Raw genomic sequence first — 15,987 nt, forward strand, 5'->3', positions numbered from 1 at the left:
GATCACCGTTGGTGAAGGTTCGTCGCGCTGGCTGAGGGATCGTCAGTGGGCGTGAACCCGAGAGTGGCTAAGGAGCTTTGCAGCAGGTGTCGTCGCAATGCTCAGGCTCGCGTTCTCCGGTGAGGACGGCGACGGGCGCGGCGCAGCACGCATCGCCACGCCATGCCTCGATGCCCTCGCGGATGGCGAAGCCAGCGATCACCAGGGCAGCGATGGAGTCCGCCCACGCCCATCCGAGCAGGCTGTTGAGCAGGAGTCCAACGAGTAAGGCGGCGGAGAGGTAGGTGCAGATCAGGGTCTGCTTAGAGTCCGCGACCGCGGAGGCGGAGCCGAGTTCGCGTCCGGTGCGCCGCTCAAACCAGGACAGGAACGGCATCACCAGAAGACTCAACGCGGCCAGCACGATCCCGACCGTCGAATGCTCCGGGTCTCGCAGACCCGTCAGCGACAGGGTCGCGTCGACCGAGACGTAGGCGGCAAGGCCGAAGAAGGACACCGCGATCACGCGCAGCGCGACCTTCTCGCGCTTCTCGGGATCGGGAGCGGCGAACTGCCAGGCCACCGCCGCGGCAGAGAGGACTTCCACGATCGAGTCCAGGCCGAACCCGATCAACGCGGCTGACGACGCGGTACCACCGGCGGCGAGAGCGACCGCCGCCTCGATGACGTTCCAGGTGATCGTGATCGCGACCACGATCCTGATCTGCCGCCGCAGCACTCCGCTCCGCGAAGGAGTCAGCACCGCCGTCGTCACTTCTCCTCCTCCGGGGTGCAGCAACCGGGGACCGTGCAGGCCGGGTCGATGCACGGCGCGTTCTCGTCGACCGCCAAGGTCACGTCAACCAGGGCCGTCAGCGCGGCTGCGAGGTGGGGATCGGCGATCTCGTAGCGGGTCTGCCGGCCCTCGGGCTCGGCGACCACGATCCCGCATCCGCGCAGACAGGCGAGGTGGTTCGACACGTTCGTGCGCGTCAGATCCAGCTCGCGGGCGAGCTGCGCCGGATACCCCGGCTCGTTCAGCAGGAAGAGCAAGATGCGGGAGCGGGTGGGATCGGCCATCGCCCGGCCCAGCCGGTTCATCACGTCCACCCGCGAAGCAAGAGTCAGCATGCACTGACCGTACAGTGTTCACTGACCTATCGGCAAGAGTCGAGCTTGTCGCGGGAAGACGTTCGCTCGTCGGGCTGACGGGTTCCGCGAACTTTGACTACGGGATAGTCTGAGGGAGCATCGGGTACTCAAGTTCCGGCGAAAACCTTCAATAGTTCGACGAACTTTAAACTTTGTCTGTCATCCGGGCCGTGGTGTCGAAAGCGCGCAGCTCGGCGGGGTGAAGCTGGTGCTGCACGACGAACGACCTGTCCTTGATCCGCCAGAGTCCCTGCCCGGTGCCGAGGCCAGGCAGAAGGCGCTGCTCGGTGCCGGTCAGCCCGAGCGCGGTGGCGGTGGGACCGAGCTGGTCGGTCTCCTGCCGGTACACGATCCGGGTCTCCGCGTTCGCGAGCAGGCTGTTCGCCAATCCGCGGCTCGCCGAACCGACGTCACCGACGTTCTCCAGGTCGCTCAGCTTGTGAAAGATGAGTAGGTTCGCGAGCCCGTAGTGCCGGGCCAGTCGCCAGTGCGCGTCCATCCTTCGCAGCAGCGCAGGATGGCTCATCAATCGCCATGCCTCGTCGTAGATCACCCATCTGCGGCCCCCATTGGGATCGAGCAAGGCCGCTTCCATCCACGCGGACGAGCACGTCATGAGGACGCTGATGAGGGTGGAGTTCTCGGTGACGCGGGACAAGTCGAGGCTGACCATCGGCAAGGTCGGATCGAAGCGCACCGTGCTCGGGCCGTCGAACAGGCCGGCCAAGTCCCCGGCGACCAGCCGGCGCAGAGCGTGGCCGACGAGCCTGCCGTCTTCCGTGAGCCGTCCGTCGGGGTCGTCGGCGGGATCGGGACGCAGCAGCCGATCGACCACCATGGGCAGGATCGGCACTTCCGCGTCGCGAACCGTGCCAGCCAGGGCGGTGTCGATCGCGGTGTGCTCCAACGGCGCGAGCGGCCGGTCGAGAACCGTCTCGGTGAGCGCGCCGAGAAGGTCGCGCCGCCGCGCGGCGAGGGTGGTGGCCCATTCCAAGTCGGACAGGCCGCCGGGCCGGTAGCCCTCGTCGAGCGGATTCAGGCGGGTGCCCATCCCGTGCCCGAGGATGATCGCCTTCCCGCCGACCGCCTCGGCGACTCCGCTGTGTTCGCCTTTCGGGTCTCCGGGAACATAAACCCTGTATCCGAAGGGCAAGCTGCGCGTGTAGAGGCTCTTAGCGAGGCTGGATTTCCCGGAGCCGACGATGCCCGCCAGGATCAAGTTCGGGGCGGTGATGAGGCCCCGCTGGTAGAGCACCCACGGGTCGTAGACGAACGACGAGCCCGAGTACAGATCCTGACCGATGAACATGCCCGCCGGCCCCAGCCCCGCCTCGGCGAGAAATGGGTACTGGCCCGCGAGCACGGCGCTGGTGTCCTGGTGGCGCGACAGCCGGAACCGGCCTGGTGACCAGAGGCTCGCGGGGCCGGGCTCTCCCGCCGCAGGTAGATAGACCGTGGCGCGCTGTTCGGCGCGCGCGGCTTCTGCTTTGGCTCGAGCTGCTTCCTTCTCAGCCTGACGTTGCTCGGCGACAAGCCGCGCCGCCGCCCCTCTGCGCGCCTTGCGCAGCCGACGCCGCTCCGATGCCGGGGCAACGAGGACGGCGGTGTGCAGCTTCTCGTCCCGGCTCACAGTGCCAGCCTCCTGGCCAGCTTGACTTCGGTGATCGCGGCCGGTTCGAACCACTCACCGGCGCGGATCGCGCTGCGGCGCGCCTCGATGCCTGCGTCGGGCTGTGCGGGTGCCTCGTCGGGTGGGTCGATCGCGTCCTCGGCGGGGATCAGGTGCCGGCGGTAGAGCGCGACGTGACCCGCTTGCGCGTTGTAGGTCATGACGTACTCGCCGGTCTCGTCCTGCCGGTCGCCCGGATAGACCGGGGCGGCATCGTGAACGTCGCCGTTGACCATCGCGGCGTCGGTGGTCTCGGTGCCGTAGTCCCACGCGCTCAGGTTCTCGATGCCCTTCTGCCACCCTTGCTGTTCGATGAGGTCGAGCATGTAATCGGCATCGTCACCTTGTAGGAACACGACGCCGATCCATCGCTCGACGAGCCGGTCGCCGGGACTCCACACGATCCGGCCGGAGTGGATCATCGCCGTGTTGAGGCGGTCCTCGGCCTGGTCGACGAGCGCGGCGGCTTGACGCAGCTCGTCTGCCGCCGAGGTCGCTGCGGTGGCACCGGCCGCGTAGTCGCGGGCATCGTCGGTGACTCGGTCGCGGTGGGAGTCGTGCACGCTGGCGAGCTGATCGAGTACCTGCCGGAGGGAGCGAACCCCACCCAGCAGGTCGCCGATCACCCGGTAGGTGTCGGCCGGTTCCTGGAAGGTCCGGGTGGCGTGCGCGAGCCCGCGCAGCGCCTCGCTGGCGGAGTTGGCGTCGCTGGTCGGGTTCGTGAACGTGGGCATCACGGTCTCCTTGGCGGGTTCGGGTTGCCTGTGAGGTGGGCGCGGCGTCACACGATCCGGCACAGCGGCAGCGCGGCCGCCGTGAACGCGACCGCTTGCTGACCGACGAGTCGGCGGGTCTCGCACGACGCTTGGATCGCGGACTGCTCGATCGCGGCGGTCGCGGCCTCCAACTCGTCGAGCGTGGGCGCGGAGACGCTGACGAGGCCCGAGACGCGGAGCACCCCGTGCCCGGCGGTCAGATCGGCTTCCTGCTGAAGAACATCCTGGTATTCGGCCGTCTGGCTGGCGTCCTCGATCTGACCCATCCGTGCCCGCTGGGCGGCATCGCTGATGTGCTCGACCTTCTTCTTGCGGATGTCGCGGGCGGCCTGGTCGGAGCGCATCGGCGTGTAGATCAGCGACATCGACCGTTGGATTCCGGTGGACAGCAGCACCGGGGCGAGGAATCCCGGATAGACCATGCTGCGGGGCCATTCCGACACCCACAGCACGGCGTGCCAGGCGGAATCTGTGCGCAGGTTTCCCCAGGTCTCGGTGACCGCGACCGGGCCGGCCGTGGCGAGCTCCTGCCCGAGCCGTCCGTGTCGTTCCAGCGTCGCCGCGACGGCAGGGTCGTAGGCCGAGCGCAGGATCACGGCGACCTGTCCAGGGCCGAGCCAGCCGGTCGGGGTCAGGTCCGCCGAGCGTAGCGCCGCGGTGAGGGTCGCCATCTCCTGCCGGAGCACCGCGGCTGCGCCACGGATGCCGCCGCCCGCGGTTCTGATCTGTCGGGCGGCCGTCTTCATGTCCAGGGACAGGCTGATCGTCGTGGCGTGCCGTTCCCCGGCGGGGCCAGCGCGTTCGATCAGCTCGGCGTAGGTGGTCGCGGCCCACGACCCATCGGCGGTGCCATGCTCAGACCACCACTCCGCCAGGCCGCTGCCGGAGTCCGGCAGGGTCCTCTCCAGCACTTGCAGGGTCGCGATCCGACCGGACCGGCAGACCGTCGCCAGCACCCGCCCCCACGACGTGACCCGGCGTTCCTGCTCGCCGGGGTCCAACAACACGAACGCGGGATGCGTGACCTCGCAGACGACGGTGAGCGTGGCCTGGCGCGGGTCGTGGATCATGCACGCCTTCGACTCCGGGTCGCGGTACTCCCGCAACCGAGCCATGTCGCCCGGCAGCGCGAGATTGCCCGCCGGGCGCGGCTTCACGATCCGCCTGCGGTAGAGCAGCTGCCCGCCCGTGGATCGCCACAGCCACCAGCACACGACCGGAAGCCACTCAACGATCGGACGGCCCGCGACCGGTATCCACGTCAGCGCCGCGCAGAGCACCCAGATCGGGGCGGAGTAGGCCAGCAGCATCCCGGCACCACCGTAGAACGCAGCCAGCAGCGTGAGCCCGCCGATACCGAGCGTGATGAGCTGCGCGACGGAAAGTCCCAGCAGCACGCCTCGTCGCGAGAGCCGGGAGAACTTCATCGGCGTCAGCTCACTGCCGGTGCTGCGCTGTTCCCTCCTGGTAGACATCGCAGTCACTCCCTTCCGCTCGCGGGCGGAGCGGGCCGCGACGGTGCCGGAGTGCGCGGCTGCGGTGCCGACGGTGGCGGCGGCGTCTGCGAGGGCGCGACGCCGCCGTCGCCTCCTGCCGCGCCGGCGGCGGTCTCGGCCTGGCCCGCGACCGCGTGGCCGGCCTTCGGCCCAGCCTCAGCGGCTCCCTTGACGACCTGCGCACCGACGACGACCGCAGCAGCGGGTCCAGCGGCAGCCGCACCTGCCCCGGCACCAGCTCCGGCACTCGCACCAGCGCCGGCCGTGCTGGCGGCACCCGACCCGGCGGTCGGTGCGGAGCCCGAGGGCGGTGGCGGTGCGCCACCTGACCCGCCACCGGGTCCGCCGCCCTTGGGATCTTCGAGAACCTTCTGCGGCTCCCCGCCACCCTTCGGCCTGGCGGGCACCGGGATCGGACGATTGAGGGCGTTCTTCGCCTCCTGCTCCGTCCCCATCTGCTGGTAGAGGTCGAACCCGACGAAGGACACGAAGCGATAGACCATGTACGGCGCGAAGGCCGCGATCCCAAGCAGGACGATCCCGGTGATCGGTTCGGTCACCGCTGAGATGTCCAGCTCGATCGGGGTCGCGATCTGCGTGATCGCCAACAGGAAGACGACGACGAGGACGAGCTTGCTGATGATGAGGGCGATCACGAAGGCAGCCCACTTGCCGATCCATCCGCGCGTCGCGTCCCAGGACGCGCCGGAGAACGCGATCGGCGCGAGCACGACCCCGACCAGCAGCAGCGCCTTGCGGATCAGCAGGCTGAACCACACGATCGCGACCGCAGCGATCATCAGACCGGCGAGGAAGATCGTGACGATCGCACCCACGCCCGGAGCCGCAATGTTGATACCAGCGAGCCCAGCGGCAAGGAGGGCGATCTTGTCGCCCATCGAGCCCGTGGTTTCACCGGCGGCCTGCACGATGCCGATGCAGAGCTGATCCACAATCTCCAGCGCGAGCGCGGTCAGCGTGACGACGACGAACGCGCCGAGCACCGATTTCGCCGCGCCGAGCGCGGCCCTGGACAACGCGGTCGGGTCGCGGCGAACCAACCCGGTGATGAGTTGGAGACAGAAGAAGACCAGCACCAAGAAGACCCCGATGCCGAAGATCAAGTTGTAGACGCTGGTGAACCCGTCCGCCCGGACATCGACCAGGGTGGTCGTGTCGAACACGGTCCACATCGCCTCGATCAGCCATCCGGCCGCGCCGCCCATCGCCTGAGCGAGCCAGTCGAACGGGGCGGCCACGACCGTCGCGGCGGCCTCGCCAGCGATGTCGCAGACGGTCGAGATCACGGGAACGTCGCAGACACCCATCACGAATCTCCTGCTGTGCGGGGCGCGCTCAGACGGCCTGGCCGACGTTCCAGAAGAAGTTGACCAACGTCACGCTGGCCCCACAGATCACCGCGGCCCCGCAGGAAATCAGCACGCCGAGCTTGCCCCGCCCGGCGAGGTGAGGGTTGCTGGAGTTCGCGCCGTAAGCCCAGACGATCGCCGAGACGATCAGAGCCAGGACAGCCAGGACCAAGCCCACCGTCATCACCGCACCGACGATGGTGCGGAGCTGTTCGATGCCGGGCAGACCATTGCTGTTGGGGTCGATGTCGATCACGGTGGTACTCCCTCGCTGAGCCATTGGGTTTGTGGCGGCGAGGTGAACCAGGAACCTCCTGGCGCGAGAGGACATGACGAAGGCCCGCTCTCCACGCGGAGAGCGGGCCTTCATAGGTGGTGAGGTCAGAGTTGGTTGCCCAAGGCGATCAGCCAGTTCACCCACGCAACGCCGGCCCCGGCGAGCGCAGCCCCGGCGACGCCGACGAGCACACCGACCCTGCCTTTCGAGGCAAGCGAGTGATTGCCGTGCGACGTCCCCACCGCCCAGCAGATCGCTGAGACGATGACCATGAGCACCGCCACGATGAGCACGATCATCAGCAGCGCGCCGACGACCTGTTTCAGGTCGCCGATCCCGCCGAGCCCGTCGAAGTCGGGGAAGACACCCATCACGCACCGGCCTTGACGGTGACGTGCAGGTGGTCGTAGTGGCCGCCCGTCACGTCGTTCGGGTCATGCATCCCGCCGCCGTCGTAGGGCCGCCATCCCTCAGAGTCGCGGGCAACGGACCAGATCTTCCCCTGCCAGATCAGGTACTCAACGCCGAGGAGATCGGCGTTGGTCTTCATCCAGTTCGTCACCCGCCACCCGGCCTCGAGCTGTGCCGGTGTCGGGCGCGTTCCGATTCGGTTTCCGAAGGTGATGTCGCAAGCTCTGCCCAATGGATGTTCTGATCTCGTGCCCGGTCGAGGTGAGTAGCATCCCCAGGCGGTGTCAGGGAAAGCAGTCTTGGTCTGCACCATCAGATGCGCCAGACGCGCTGTGATCTGCCCGTCACTGGTGGCGTCGCCGACCATCAGGTTCGGGTCACCATCGAGCGGCATCGGTGCGCCCGCGTTCGTAGCCCCAGATGTACAACCGCCGCCGATATCGCCGGTGGGCTCAGGCAGGTTCGCGGCACCGTGCGCGTTGAGCCAGCCGGCAGGGTCAACCGCTTCGGCGTTCGTGCCACCTGGCCGAACCTCGAAGTGCAGATGATCGCCTGTCGACATGCCGCTGCTGCCGACATCGCCGATGTGTTGACCTGCCGTAACCCTGTCGCCGGCCTGCACAAGGATGCCTGACTGCCACATATGTGCGTAGGCGGTCGCTATGGTCTTGCCGTCGATGGTGTGCTCGATCATGATGAGGCCGCCATAGCCACCGGAGAACTCTGCGACCGTGACCCGGCCGTCAGCGGCGGCCAGGATCGGAGTGCCGCCGGGGGCCCCGAGATCGAGCCCGGTGTGGAATGTCTGCTCGCCTGTGATCGGATGGACACGCGGCCCGAAGTCGTCAGTCTTTACCCAGGTGCCTTCGGGAAGTGGGAACACGACCCGCGACGACTCCGCCAAGGCCGGCGCCGCCGAGCCGCCGCCGTTCGCACGCGCCACCGTCGTGAGAGCATCCAGAATCGCATCAGCGACGGGCGCGTAGTTCTGGTAGCGATCGGGGAAGGCCGAAACCTCGACGGCTTGCGCGGCCTCGCCAGGGTCCATCTGCTGCCAGCCGGGAATGTCCAGCAATCCTCTTGGGCTTGGGAAGTTAGGGCCGCCTGCCCCTCCGAAGAAAGCCTTGGCTTGGTACTGCGGGTCCATCAGTTCCGCGACGGTGCCCCAGCCCGATTGCGGCCGCATCTGGAACAAGCCGAGCGAATCATGATCGCCGCCGTTGCCGTCGTTCGGGTACGAACCGCTCTCGGGATAGGCACTCGTGTTCGCCAGCATCCGCAGGGTGCTCTCGGTGAGCGCGGCCATCAGCGCGATCTTGACTCCCGGACGGCCGACGCCCTCGATCCCGCCGCCGATGGTGATGATCGTGGCCGCGTGCGTGAGTTGCGTCTTGTTCAGCGTGAACGTGGTGCCGTCGGCGGTGGTGACCGTCAGCGCGTCGGGGACGTTTGCCACGGTGACGCTGCCGCCGGGGACGGCGCAGTTCGCGACGGCGGGGTTCATCAGCACGCCGATGGCGAGCAGGATGCTGGCTGGTCCGAACAGCACGAACGCGAGCCCGAGAATGAGGAGCTTCGTGACCACGACGAGCCCCCGGCTATCGGAGCGGGTTGTCGAGCTGCGACAGTCGCAGCACATGGCAGAAGCCGGTGCGGAACTGCGGTGACGGCGGTGGACAGGCCAGGAACACGGTGAAGGACACCGAGTGTTCCGAGGTCACGGGTTCGCCGTTCCAGACGCCTTCGCGGTGCCGGGTGCCCTCGATCGTGACCGCGGTGGCACCGGGCGGGAGCTGGCCGGGCTGCGCCTGATCGACCGCCTGGCCCCAGGCCTCGGGCACGAAGGAGTTGTCGATCGTGAGGTGCTGGATGGTCGCGTACTTGCGCAGCTCGATCCACGCATCACGGGTGGGCAGGTAGCCGGCGATGTCGGAGGCGAGGCCGGCCTGCTCGTGGCCGGACGGGTCACCGACCTCCAAGATCGCGGCGGAGTAGTCCAGTGGCATCAGCCCGGAGCCGGTGTCCCAGGCGAACAGCGCCGTGGCGATGTTGCGGGCGAACTCGTCGGGGTCGTTCGATGGGATCACCCGTGGCGGACCAGGTCTGCCGGTGTCGGACTCACCGGGAACGGTGACGGTCGGGGCCGGGGCGGGCGCGGGGTCGGTGGGCTGTCGCGGGCCGGCGATCAGCCCGTACGCGCCGACTCCGATCAGGAGCAGCACGAGGCCGGCGGCGATCACCGCGATGCGTCGGCCACGGGACCAGGAGGCAGAGTTCGTCTTCATGCCCCGAGGTGAGCCCGCCCCGGACTGGCAGGACTCGAGGGCTCAGAGGGCGCGCAGCAGCGGCCGGCCGGATCGCATCCTGGCCCGTGCCTGACGGAGTTGCTCGGTGAACTCGACGGTCCCGTCCACCGTCGCGAAGAAGGCGTCGATCTGCTCGTCGGTCAGTTCGACCGCCAGCTCGTAGAGGTCGTAGTGCGACCACCAGGACACCATCTCGCCCCAGGTCATGACGAAGGCGCGCACGGAGTACCGCAGCGGCAAGGCGTTCTCTGCCTGTGACGGCGACCGCGGTGCGGCGTCGGTCTTCGCTTTGGTGGCCTTCGCGCCCTTGGTGGCGTGGGCGCGTTCCAGGGCGTCGCTCGCGAGGTCGTGCAGCAGCCGGTCTCGTTCGGTCTCCGCCTCGGCGCGTGCGTCACGGACGCGCTGGAAGATCGGGTTGACGGCTGCGCCGGCCTCGATCTGAACCAGGCCATCCTGCGCCAGTGCCCGCAGAGCGTCCGAGGCGGCGAGATCGGTCGCGAGGCGTTGCAGGAATCCGATCTGCTCCAGGCGGGTGTAGGAGGACGAGCCGGTCACCATCTGCGCGGCCTGCTGGCGAGCGTCGCCGAGTTGGAGCGACCCTGCTGGTCCCGCCGAATCGGCGGGACCATGACTTCCCGGCTCGTGCCCGTCCTGGAACTGCGTGAGCGCCTTCCTGCGGGCCGCGTCCTCGGCCATGAGCCCCTTGATCTCCCGGTACAGCGCCGCGGCTTCGGTGGGAGTCAGCGGTTTGTGGAGCAGGTTGTCGTCGCGCTCGGCCAGCAGCAGCCCGAGCTGGTCAGAGATCCCGGATCGCACCCACACGCTGACCCTCCGCCAGCCGAGTCTCTTGATCGCGGCGAGCCGTCGCGCCCCGCATACCAGCACGCCGTCCGGGGTGATCGTCGGCGGCTGCAGTAGCCCGTCGCGTTCGATCGACGCAGCGAGTGCGTCGATGTCTCCCAGCTCGGCGCGGTGCCGGTGGCCGATGATGATCGACTCCACCGTCCGCTCCAGTTCGATGTGCCCGGCTGGTGCGCTCATCTCGCACCTCGTCCCGCCTTGGTGCCGGGCGCGGCCAGCGAAAGCGTCAGCACGAGGTCGTCGTCCCGGAGCAGCAGCGGCAGCGTCTCGCCGATCAGCAGCCGCAGCAGCACCCCGCGTCCTGCGGCGGTCGCGGCAAGCTCGGCCTGCGGGGTGCCGAGCAGTGCCCGCAACAGCACAGCCCAGGAGCGGGCAGGCAGATCGAGCAGCGCGCGGGCGTGCTTGTCGCGGCGCAGTGTCTCGTAGGCGGTGTGTCGGTTCCCGACGCGGGTCAGCGCCGCGCAGACGTGCTCGACGCACGCCCTGGCGGTGCCGATCTGCCAGCCGAGCAGGGTCAGGAGCGTGATGGCGTCCTCCACTGCTGCCGCTGCGGTGGTGGCATCCGATCGGCTGGGCTCATCAGCTGCGGTATCGCCGAGGTGGGCGTCGCGGACCTGGAACGCAGGGTGATAGTCGGAGAGGACGTTCTCGCGGTCGGAGAGTCGTTCGGCGTCGTGGAAGACCGAGTAGCGAGGCCGGCGTGCCTGATGCGTGGAGCACAGGAGCCCTTGGCCGCGTTCCTCCGCGATGCAGGTGATCCGCACGGCATGGGTGACCACCGCCCACGGGTCTTCCGCCGTTCGGGCGGACTTGGTGCGCATCACGTCGAACGCGGCCGATGCGGCCTCCCACGGGTCGAGCCGGTGCTTGGTCGCGAGGGCGGCGTACTTCTCAGCCGCGAACTGCATCAGCTCCGCCGCCACGGGGTCGTGCTCCCAGGCGTGCTTGCCCGCAGCATGGAGCCGGTTGAGCAGCGCGCGCAGTCCGTCGCTGGTGCGGTAGTCCTCAGCCGCCCGGCCGTTTGCCGGATGGGTCGTTGTGGTGTCGTGAGTCATGGTCTGGTCGCCTCCTGGCGGGGAGGTGAGCCCGCAGCGGACTGCGGAACTCGCCTCGGCCTTGCGGGCGTCCATGACTCATCACCACCCCTGCTACCTCATCCCGACCCCGGACCGGCTCTGGCCCTGATCGGCGGTCCCGTGGCGTCCGAAGGCGCTCAAGGACGGCAGGCGGCGCGCCCGCTCGGCGATCCGTTGCGCGTGCGCTTCCAGCGGTGCCCGAAGGCGGCGGCTCTGCTCGGCGGTGAAGTCGATACCGCGCTGCGACAGCGACCCGGCGTGATGCGCCATCAGGTCGGTCGGGCGCACCCAATCCACGCCACGGCCACGCATTTGCGCGAGCCGCTGCTTCACCGCCTGCCGGGACACCTCGGCTTCCTTCACCGCATCCGGCGTCGCCGCCTCCGCGGCCTGCGCGGGGCGCGCCTCGGAGTCGGCCTGCCCTGCCCGCGCGGCCTTGGCGGCGCGGTGGTGTCGCTCGGCGAGTTCCCGCTGCTCGTACTCCTGCTCGTTCATTGGTCTGCTCCTTGCTTCACCAGTTCCGCCCCGGAGGGGTCGGTCTCATCGGCATGGTGAGCATGAGGCTCCTCGGCTTCGTCGGGCTGGTCGGGGCGTGGCAGCCATCTGCCGACCGTCGCGGGATGCACGCCCAGGAGCCGGGCGATGGCCCTGTTCGACCATTCCTGCTCGCGCAGCTGGGCCGCGACGGCCCGGCGATCCAGTTCCTGGTGCGCGTCGCTCGCCTCCAGTGCCGACTCGCCCAGCAAGGAGCCGGACGCTCCTTCCGCCAAATCCGGAAGAGGCGCGGTGTCGGGTTCGACTGGACGTGTCGAGCGGATCAGCACGACCGTCAGATGCGTGCTTGCCAGCAGCATCATCGGTGGTACCGCGGCGACGCATCCGGCCAGGAGGGCCGGCACGCCGGATTCGGCGGTGACCGTCGCGTGCATGACGTTCCCGGCGACCGACACACCCGTCGCGGCCATGAGTAGCAGCCACGGATACCAGGCCGAACGGTGCCCGTCGAGCGCGAACGCCGCGACCGTTGCCACAACGATCAGGCCATCGACGATGAGCGGCCACGCCCACGCCTGCCCCTCGGCCACACCGGAACGGCGGGCCAGATCGGTGAGCGCGATGAACGACAGCCAGAACGCGAACCCGGCGATCCCGACCGTGCCCCCGGTCGCCGTCGCCACCGCCCACCGCCGCGACTGGCCCTTCATCACAGCACCCTCGACGCGGAAGCGCACGACTCCGTGGCTCGAGGAACCAGGCCGTCCCCAAACGAGCGACGATGACCGACCGACGGGTCGCGACCGCGACCACCAGCGCCGACGGTTCGGTAGGCGCTGCACACGGTGCGTGTGATCTCGCGCTCACCGAAGTCCTCCTGAGCGGCCAGCATCAACGCGTCGAGTGCCACGGTGACGGGCACGTTGCCCTCAGCAAGTCGGCACGCCGCCCAGAAGAGCTTGATGTTCCTGTCGGTGGCCTGCCGCGCCAACCACGCGCCCAGCCGAGCCGCATCCGTTCGACCCACCTGTCGCCCCGGCGGCACCGGCCGGCGCGGCGGGCGCGGCTTGAGGAACTCACGCAGACGCGCGGCGTCGACCGGCTGCACGCTGCCCACAGCCGTCTGCTCGACCCGGTATGCACGATGAGCACCGTCCAGTCGAACCATCGACGGCGGGGCGACGATGTAGCCCCCGTCGCCGCGACAGTCCACGCCCACGTCGCCGATGGCCCATGACCGCTGCTCATGCGCGGGGTCGGCCGGGAAGTAGGAGTGTTGTCCGCCGGTCGGCGTAACGACGGTGACCAGCGGTTCGGGGATCAGGCCCGCTCTGACGGCTCGGGCGTAGGCGGTATACCCGTTCGTGCCGTGCAGATCCACGTCGATCACGACCAGGCCCGAAGCCTCACCCGTGGGGATACCGATGTTCGCCTGCGGCTGCCAGCGCCACCAGCCGTCTACCTGGCGAAGGTCGTCGGTCGCGAGCTTGAAGCCGGACGGAACGATCGGGTTCTTCTTGCCAGGCACGCACGGGAACACCGGCACTCCCGCGGACGCGATCGCGTGCGCCGCCATCGGCAGCGGCATCCCACCGAGCTGGCGAAACAGCACGGCGATGTCCTCGGCGTGACCACCGCTCGTCACCATCTGACGGGGTTCGTCCGTTCGCACCATCACTTCGCCTCCCTCTGCCTGCCATAGCCGCTCCGTGATGGAGGGCTGCGCGATCGCGAGGTACGCGCCGGGAGGATCAGGAGGCGGACGAGGGAACGAGACTTCGACCGCCAGGCCAGAAATGAGCCCGACGAGTCTCTACCGGACTACCGGACGAGTCGGCCTCGAAGGGCTCGAGTGCGGCAACGATCCTGATTACGGGCACATAGCATGGCCAGAACGGGCACAACGTCAGATTCGTGCGCGCTTCTGCCGGTATTGACCAGGAGTGAGCCCGACGTATTGGCGGAACAGCTCTGTCGCGTGGCTGCGGGAGTGCCAGCCGACCTCCCGCATCGCCGTAGCGACGGACATATCGGTCTCTCGCAAGTATCGGGCGAGATGCTCGGCTCGCACCATCGTCAGGAACGCCAGTGGCGTCTTCCCATACGCCTCTACAAATACGCGAGCGAGCTGCGACGACGACAGGTGCACCTGTGCGGCTAGATCCTCCAGTGTCCATCGGTGTGCTGGTGCTTCGCGCAGCAGCTCGGCAGCATGGCGGGCCTCGGCGCGCAACGGGGCGAAGCGTCGGTCCCTCGGCAGCGTGGGCCGGATATGCGCACGCTGTGAGGACGAAACCCGTACCGGAGAAACCTTGATGTACGGAGCGATTACATGCGTGATGGAGAACCAAAGTGCCTGAATCCGGAAGTAGTCGCGAGAGAACTGTCGTTCGATGCTGAGCGCGACGAGTTCGTCCAGCCAGGGCGTCAGCATCCCGGCCCGATCTTCACCAAGACGAAGGATCTGAGCCGGTTCCGTGTAGATCGCGTCCGCGAAACCTTGTGCGTCTAGCCGATCTCGGAGGACGCCAGCAAACTGCCAGCGCACCTGATCGAGCAGATAGTCCGGGTCCAACGAGACCGAGGTCACCGTAACGTGGCCCTCCGGCTCCGATGCGCACAGGGTGTTCGCGGCCAGCAACACAACGTCACCTGGTCGTACCGGCTTCTGCCCGAACTCTGAGAAGACAATCGCCGTTCCGTCTCTGACGATGATCACTTTCACGCAGTCATAGGCGACAGGATCCACTCGATGGTAGATCGTCCGCGATCGTGCGATGAGAGGCACGAGCGGACGCTCGCCGGTACGTGACGAGCTGGGAGTGCCGGCGTCATCATCCATCGCGAGCCATCGATCCTGCGGGTGGGCAGATCCCCTTGAGCACGAGCCGCCGCCCTTGCGGGAATACCCACAAGGGGTATACCGTTGCATCCTGTACACGTACCCGGTAGGGGTACTACCTACGAAGGAGGATACCTGATGGCTGCGAACGAGTACCAGGTGACGGGCATGACCTGCGGGCACTGCGAGATGTCGATCCGCGAGGAAGTCAGCGAGATCTCCGGCGTCGAGGACATCCAGGTCAGCGCGCAGACCGGCAAGCTCGTGGTCACCGCCTCCGGTGACATCGACGACGCGAAGGTTTTGGCGGCTGTCGAGGAGGCCGGCTACTCGGCGGTGCGCGTCTGATGAAGGCACCAGCAAGGCTCGCGCTCTACGGTGTCGGGCTGGTCGCGGCGTTCGGCGCAGCCTTCGGGCTGTCCGGCATCGTCGTGCCCGATAGCTACGTCGCCGCATGGGCGGAACAGAGCGAGACGGCTGGGCACGGCGGCGGCCACGGAGACTCCAAGCAGGAGGCTGAGGGTCACACCTTGAACGGCCTCTCGCTGGACGCCGACGGTTTCGTGCTCTCGGCCGTCCAGGCGCCCACGGCTGCGGGCACCGAAGGCACGATGAGCTTCCAGATCCTCGACGAGGCTGGCGACCCGGTGACGGAGTTCACCACGGCCCATGAGAAGGATCTGCACTTGATCGTCGTACGCAGCGATGGCACGCAGTTCCATCACGCTCACCCGGTGCTGAACGAGGGCACGGGCACCTGGTCGATCCCGTGGACGTGGGAGGAAGCGGGCACCTACCGGGTGTTCGCGGACTTCACCCCGGTCGGCGAGAATGCATCAGCCATCACGCTGACTCGCACAGTTCAGGTCTCGGGTGACTTTACCCCTGAGCAGAGCGCCGTTCAGGCCACCGACGAGGTCGACGGGTACACCGTAACGATCGACGGGCACCTCAATGCGGGCTCCTCGAGCGAGTTGACGATCTCGATTACTCGTGACGGCAAGCCCGTGACGACGCTGGAGCCCTATCTCGGCGCGTTCGGTCACCTGGTCGCGCTGCGTGAAGGCGATCTCGCCTATCTGCACGTCCACGCCGAGGGCGATGAACCGCAGCCCGGTGACACCGCTGGACCGGAGATCGCGTTCGCCGCGGAGCCTCCGACCGAGGGCCGCTACCTGCTGTACCTGGACTTCCAGGTCGACGGGCAGGTTCATACCGCCGAATTCGTGCTCGATACGGGCCACTGAGCGCAGACAACGAATCTTACCCAGACGACC

General features: G+C 68.1%; 18 protein-coding genes. 2 read left to right on the forward strand and 16 right to left on the reverse strand.

The genetic code is table 11. The features are described from left to right. Positions 1-67 precede the first annotated feature (67 nt). From F8O05_RS02975 to F8O05_RS03050, 16 genes are all read right to left on the reverse strand, one after another. Entirely contained in the window at positions 68-754 is a 687-nt protein-coding gene (locus F8O05_RS02975) for a cation transporter (RefSeq protein ID WP_158051235.1), read from the reverse strand. Beyond that, complete coding sequence (gene cmtR, locus F8O05_RS02980) at positions 751-1,110, reverse strand: Cd(II)/Pb(II)-sensing metalloregulatory transcriptional regulator CmtR (protein WP_158051236.1); 360 nt, start codon at positions 1,108-1,110, stop codon at positions 751-753. The genes F8O05_RS02975 and cmtR overlap by 4 nt, the downstream gene beginning before the upstream one ends. A gap of 166 nt (positions 1,111-1,276) precedes the next feature. Then, positions 1,277-2,761 (reverse strand): ATP-binding protein, encoded by a 1,485-nt coding sequence (locus F8O05_RS02985; protein WP_158051237.1) that lies wholly within the window; start codon positions 2,759-2,761, stop codon positions 1,277-1,279. Further along, entirely contained in the window at positions 2,758-3,534 is a 777-nt protein-coding gene (locus F8O05_RS02990) for a hypothetical protein (protein WP_158051238.1), read from the reverse strand. Before F8O05_RS02990 ends, F8O05_RS02985 begins: the two co-directional genes overlap by 4 nt. A gap of 47 nt (positions 3,535-3,581) precedes the next feature. Next, positions 3,582-5,051 (reverse strand): SCO6880 family protein, encoded by a 1,470-nt coding sequence (locus tag F8O05_RS02995; RefSeq protein WP_158051239.1) that lies wholly within the window; start codon positions 5,049-5,051, stop codon positions 3,582-3,584. A 5-nt stretch (positions 5,052-5,056) separates the two neighbouring features. Next, on the reverse strand, positions 5,057-6,400 hold the full coding sequence (locus F8O05_RS03000; RefSeq protein WP_158051240.1) for a conjugal transfer protein TrbL: 1,344 nt from the start codon (positions 6,398-6,400) through the stop codon (positions 5,057-5,059). A 28-nt stretch (positions 6,401-6,428) separates the two neighbouring features. Next, complete coding sequence (locus tag F8O05_RS03005; RefSeq protein WP_158051358.1) at positions 6,429-6,722, reverse strand: DUF6112 family protein; 294 nt, start codon at positions 6,720-6,722, stop codon at positions 6,429-6,431. A gap of 101 nt (positions 6,723-6,823) precedes the next feature. Beyond that, entirely contained in the window at positions 6,824-7,090 is a 267-nt protein-coding gene (locus tag F8O05_RS03010) for a DUF6112 family protein (RefSeq protein WP_158051359.1), read from the reverse strand. Next, positions 7,090-8,715, reverse strand: coding sequence for a M23 family metallopeptidase (locus tag F8O05_RS03015; RefSeq protein ID WP_158051241.1), 1,626 nt, complete (start codon positions 8,713-8,715; stop codon positions 7,090-7,092). Before F8O05_RS03015 ends, F8O05_RS03010 begins: the two co-directional genes overlap by 1 nt. 13 nt (positions 8,716-8,728) lie before the next feature. After that, complete coding sequence (locus tag F8O05_RS03020) at positions 8,729-9,415, reverse strand: hypothetical protein (protein WP_158051242.1); 687 nt, start codon at positions 9,413-9,415, stop codon at positions 8,729-8,731. Between the two features lie 42 nt (positions 9,416-9,457). Then, complete coding sequence (locus F8O05_RS03025; RefSeq protein WP_158051243.1) at positions 9,458-10,477, reverse strand: ParB N-terminal domain-containing protein; 1,020 nt, start codon at positions 10,475-10,477, stop codon at positions 9,458-9,460. After that, a complete protein-coding gene (locus F8O05_RS03030) occupies positions 10,474-11,352 on the reverse strand; it encodes a hypothetical protein (protein WP_158051244.1) in 879 nt (292 codons plus the stop codon). Before F8O05_RS03030 ends, F8O05_RS03025 begins: the two co-directional genes overlap by 4 nt. Before the next feature lie 93 nt (positions 11,353-11,445). After that, complete coding sequence (locus tag F8O05_RS03035) at positions 11,446-11,868, reverse strand: hypothetical protein (protein WP_192497005.1); 423 nt, start codon at positions 11,866-11,868, stop codon at positions 11,446-11,448. Next, positions 11,865-12,578: a DUF2637 domain-containing protein gene (locus F8O05_RS03040; protein ID WP_158051245.1), complete on the reverse strand. Its 714-nt coding sequence runs from the start codon at positions 12,576-12,578 to the stop codon at positions 11,865-11,867. The genes F8O05_RS03035 and F8O05_RS03040 overlap by 4 nt, the downstream gene beginning before the upstream one ends. Continuing rightward, the gene (locus F8O05_RS03045) at positions 12,578-13,543 is read right to left on the reverse strand and encodes a bifunctional DNA primase/polymerase (RefSeq protein WP_225735713.1); all 966 of its coding nucleotides are present in this window, start codon (positions 13,541-13,543) and stop codon (positions 12,578-12,580) included. Before F8O05_RS03045 ends, F8O05_RS03040 begins: the two co-directional genes overlap by 1 nt. Before the next feature lie 231 nt (positions 13,544-13,774). After that, positions 13,775-14,710, reverse strand: a complete 936-nt coding sequence (locus F8O05_RS03050; RefSeq protein ID WP_158051246.1) for a helix-turn-helix domain-containing protein — start codon at positions 14,708-14,710, stop codon at positions 13,775-13,777. A gap of 138 nt (positions 14,711-14,848) precedes the next feature. Between F8O05_RS03050 and F8O05_RS03055 the strand changes: the two genes are divergently transcribed. Further along, entirely contained in the window at positions 14,849-15,058 is a 210-nt protein-coding gene (locus F8O05_RS03055) for a heavy-metal-associated domain-containing protein (RefSeq protein WP_158051247.1), read from the forward strand. Next, positions 15,058-15,957: a hypothetical protein gene (locus tag F8O05_RS03060; RefSeq protein WP_158051248.1), complete on the forward strand. Its 900-nt coding sequence runs from the start codon at positions 15,058-15,060 to the stop codon at positions 15,955-15,957. Before F8O05_RS03055 ends, F8O05_RS03060 begins: the two co-directional genes overlap by 1 nt. The last annotated feature ends 30 nt before the right edge of the window (positions 15,958-15,987 follow it).

Source organism: Gulosibacter chungangensis (assembly GCF_008831155.1).
Taxonomy (GTDB): Bacteria; Actinomycetota; Actinomycetes; order Actinomycetales; family Microbacteriaceae; genus Gulosibacter; species Gulosibacter chungangensis.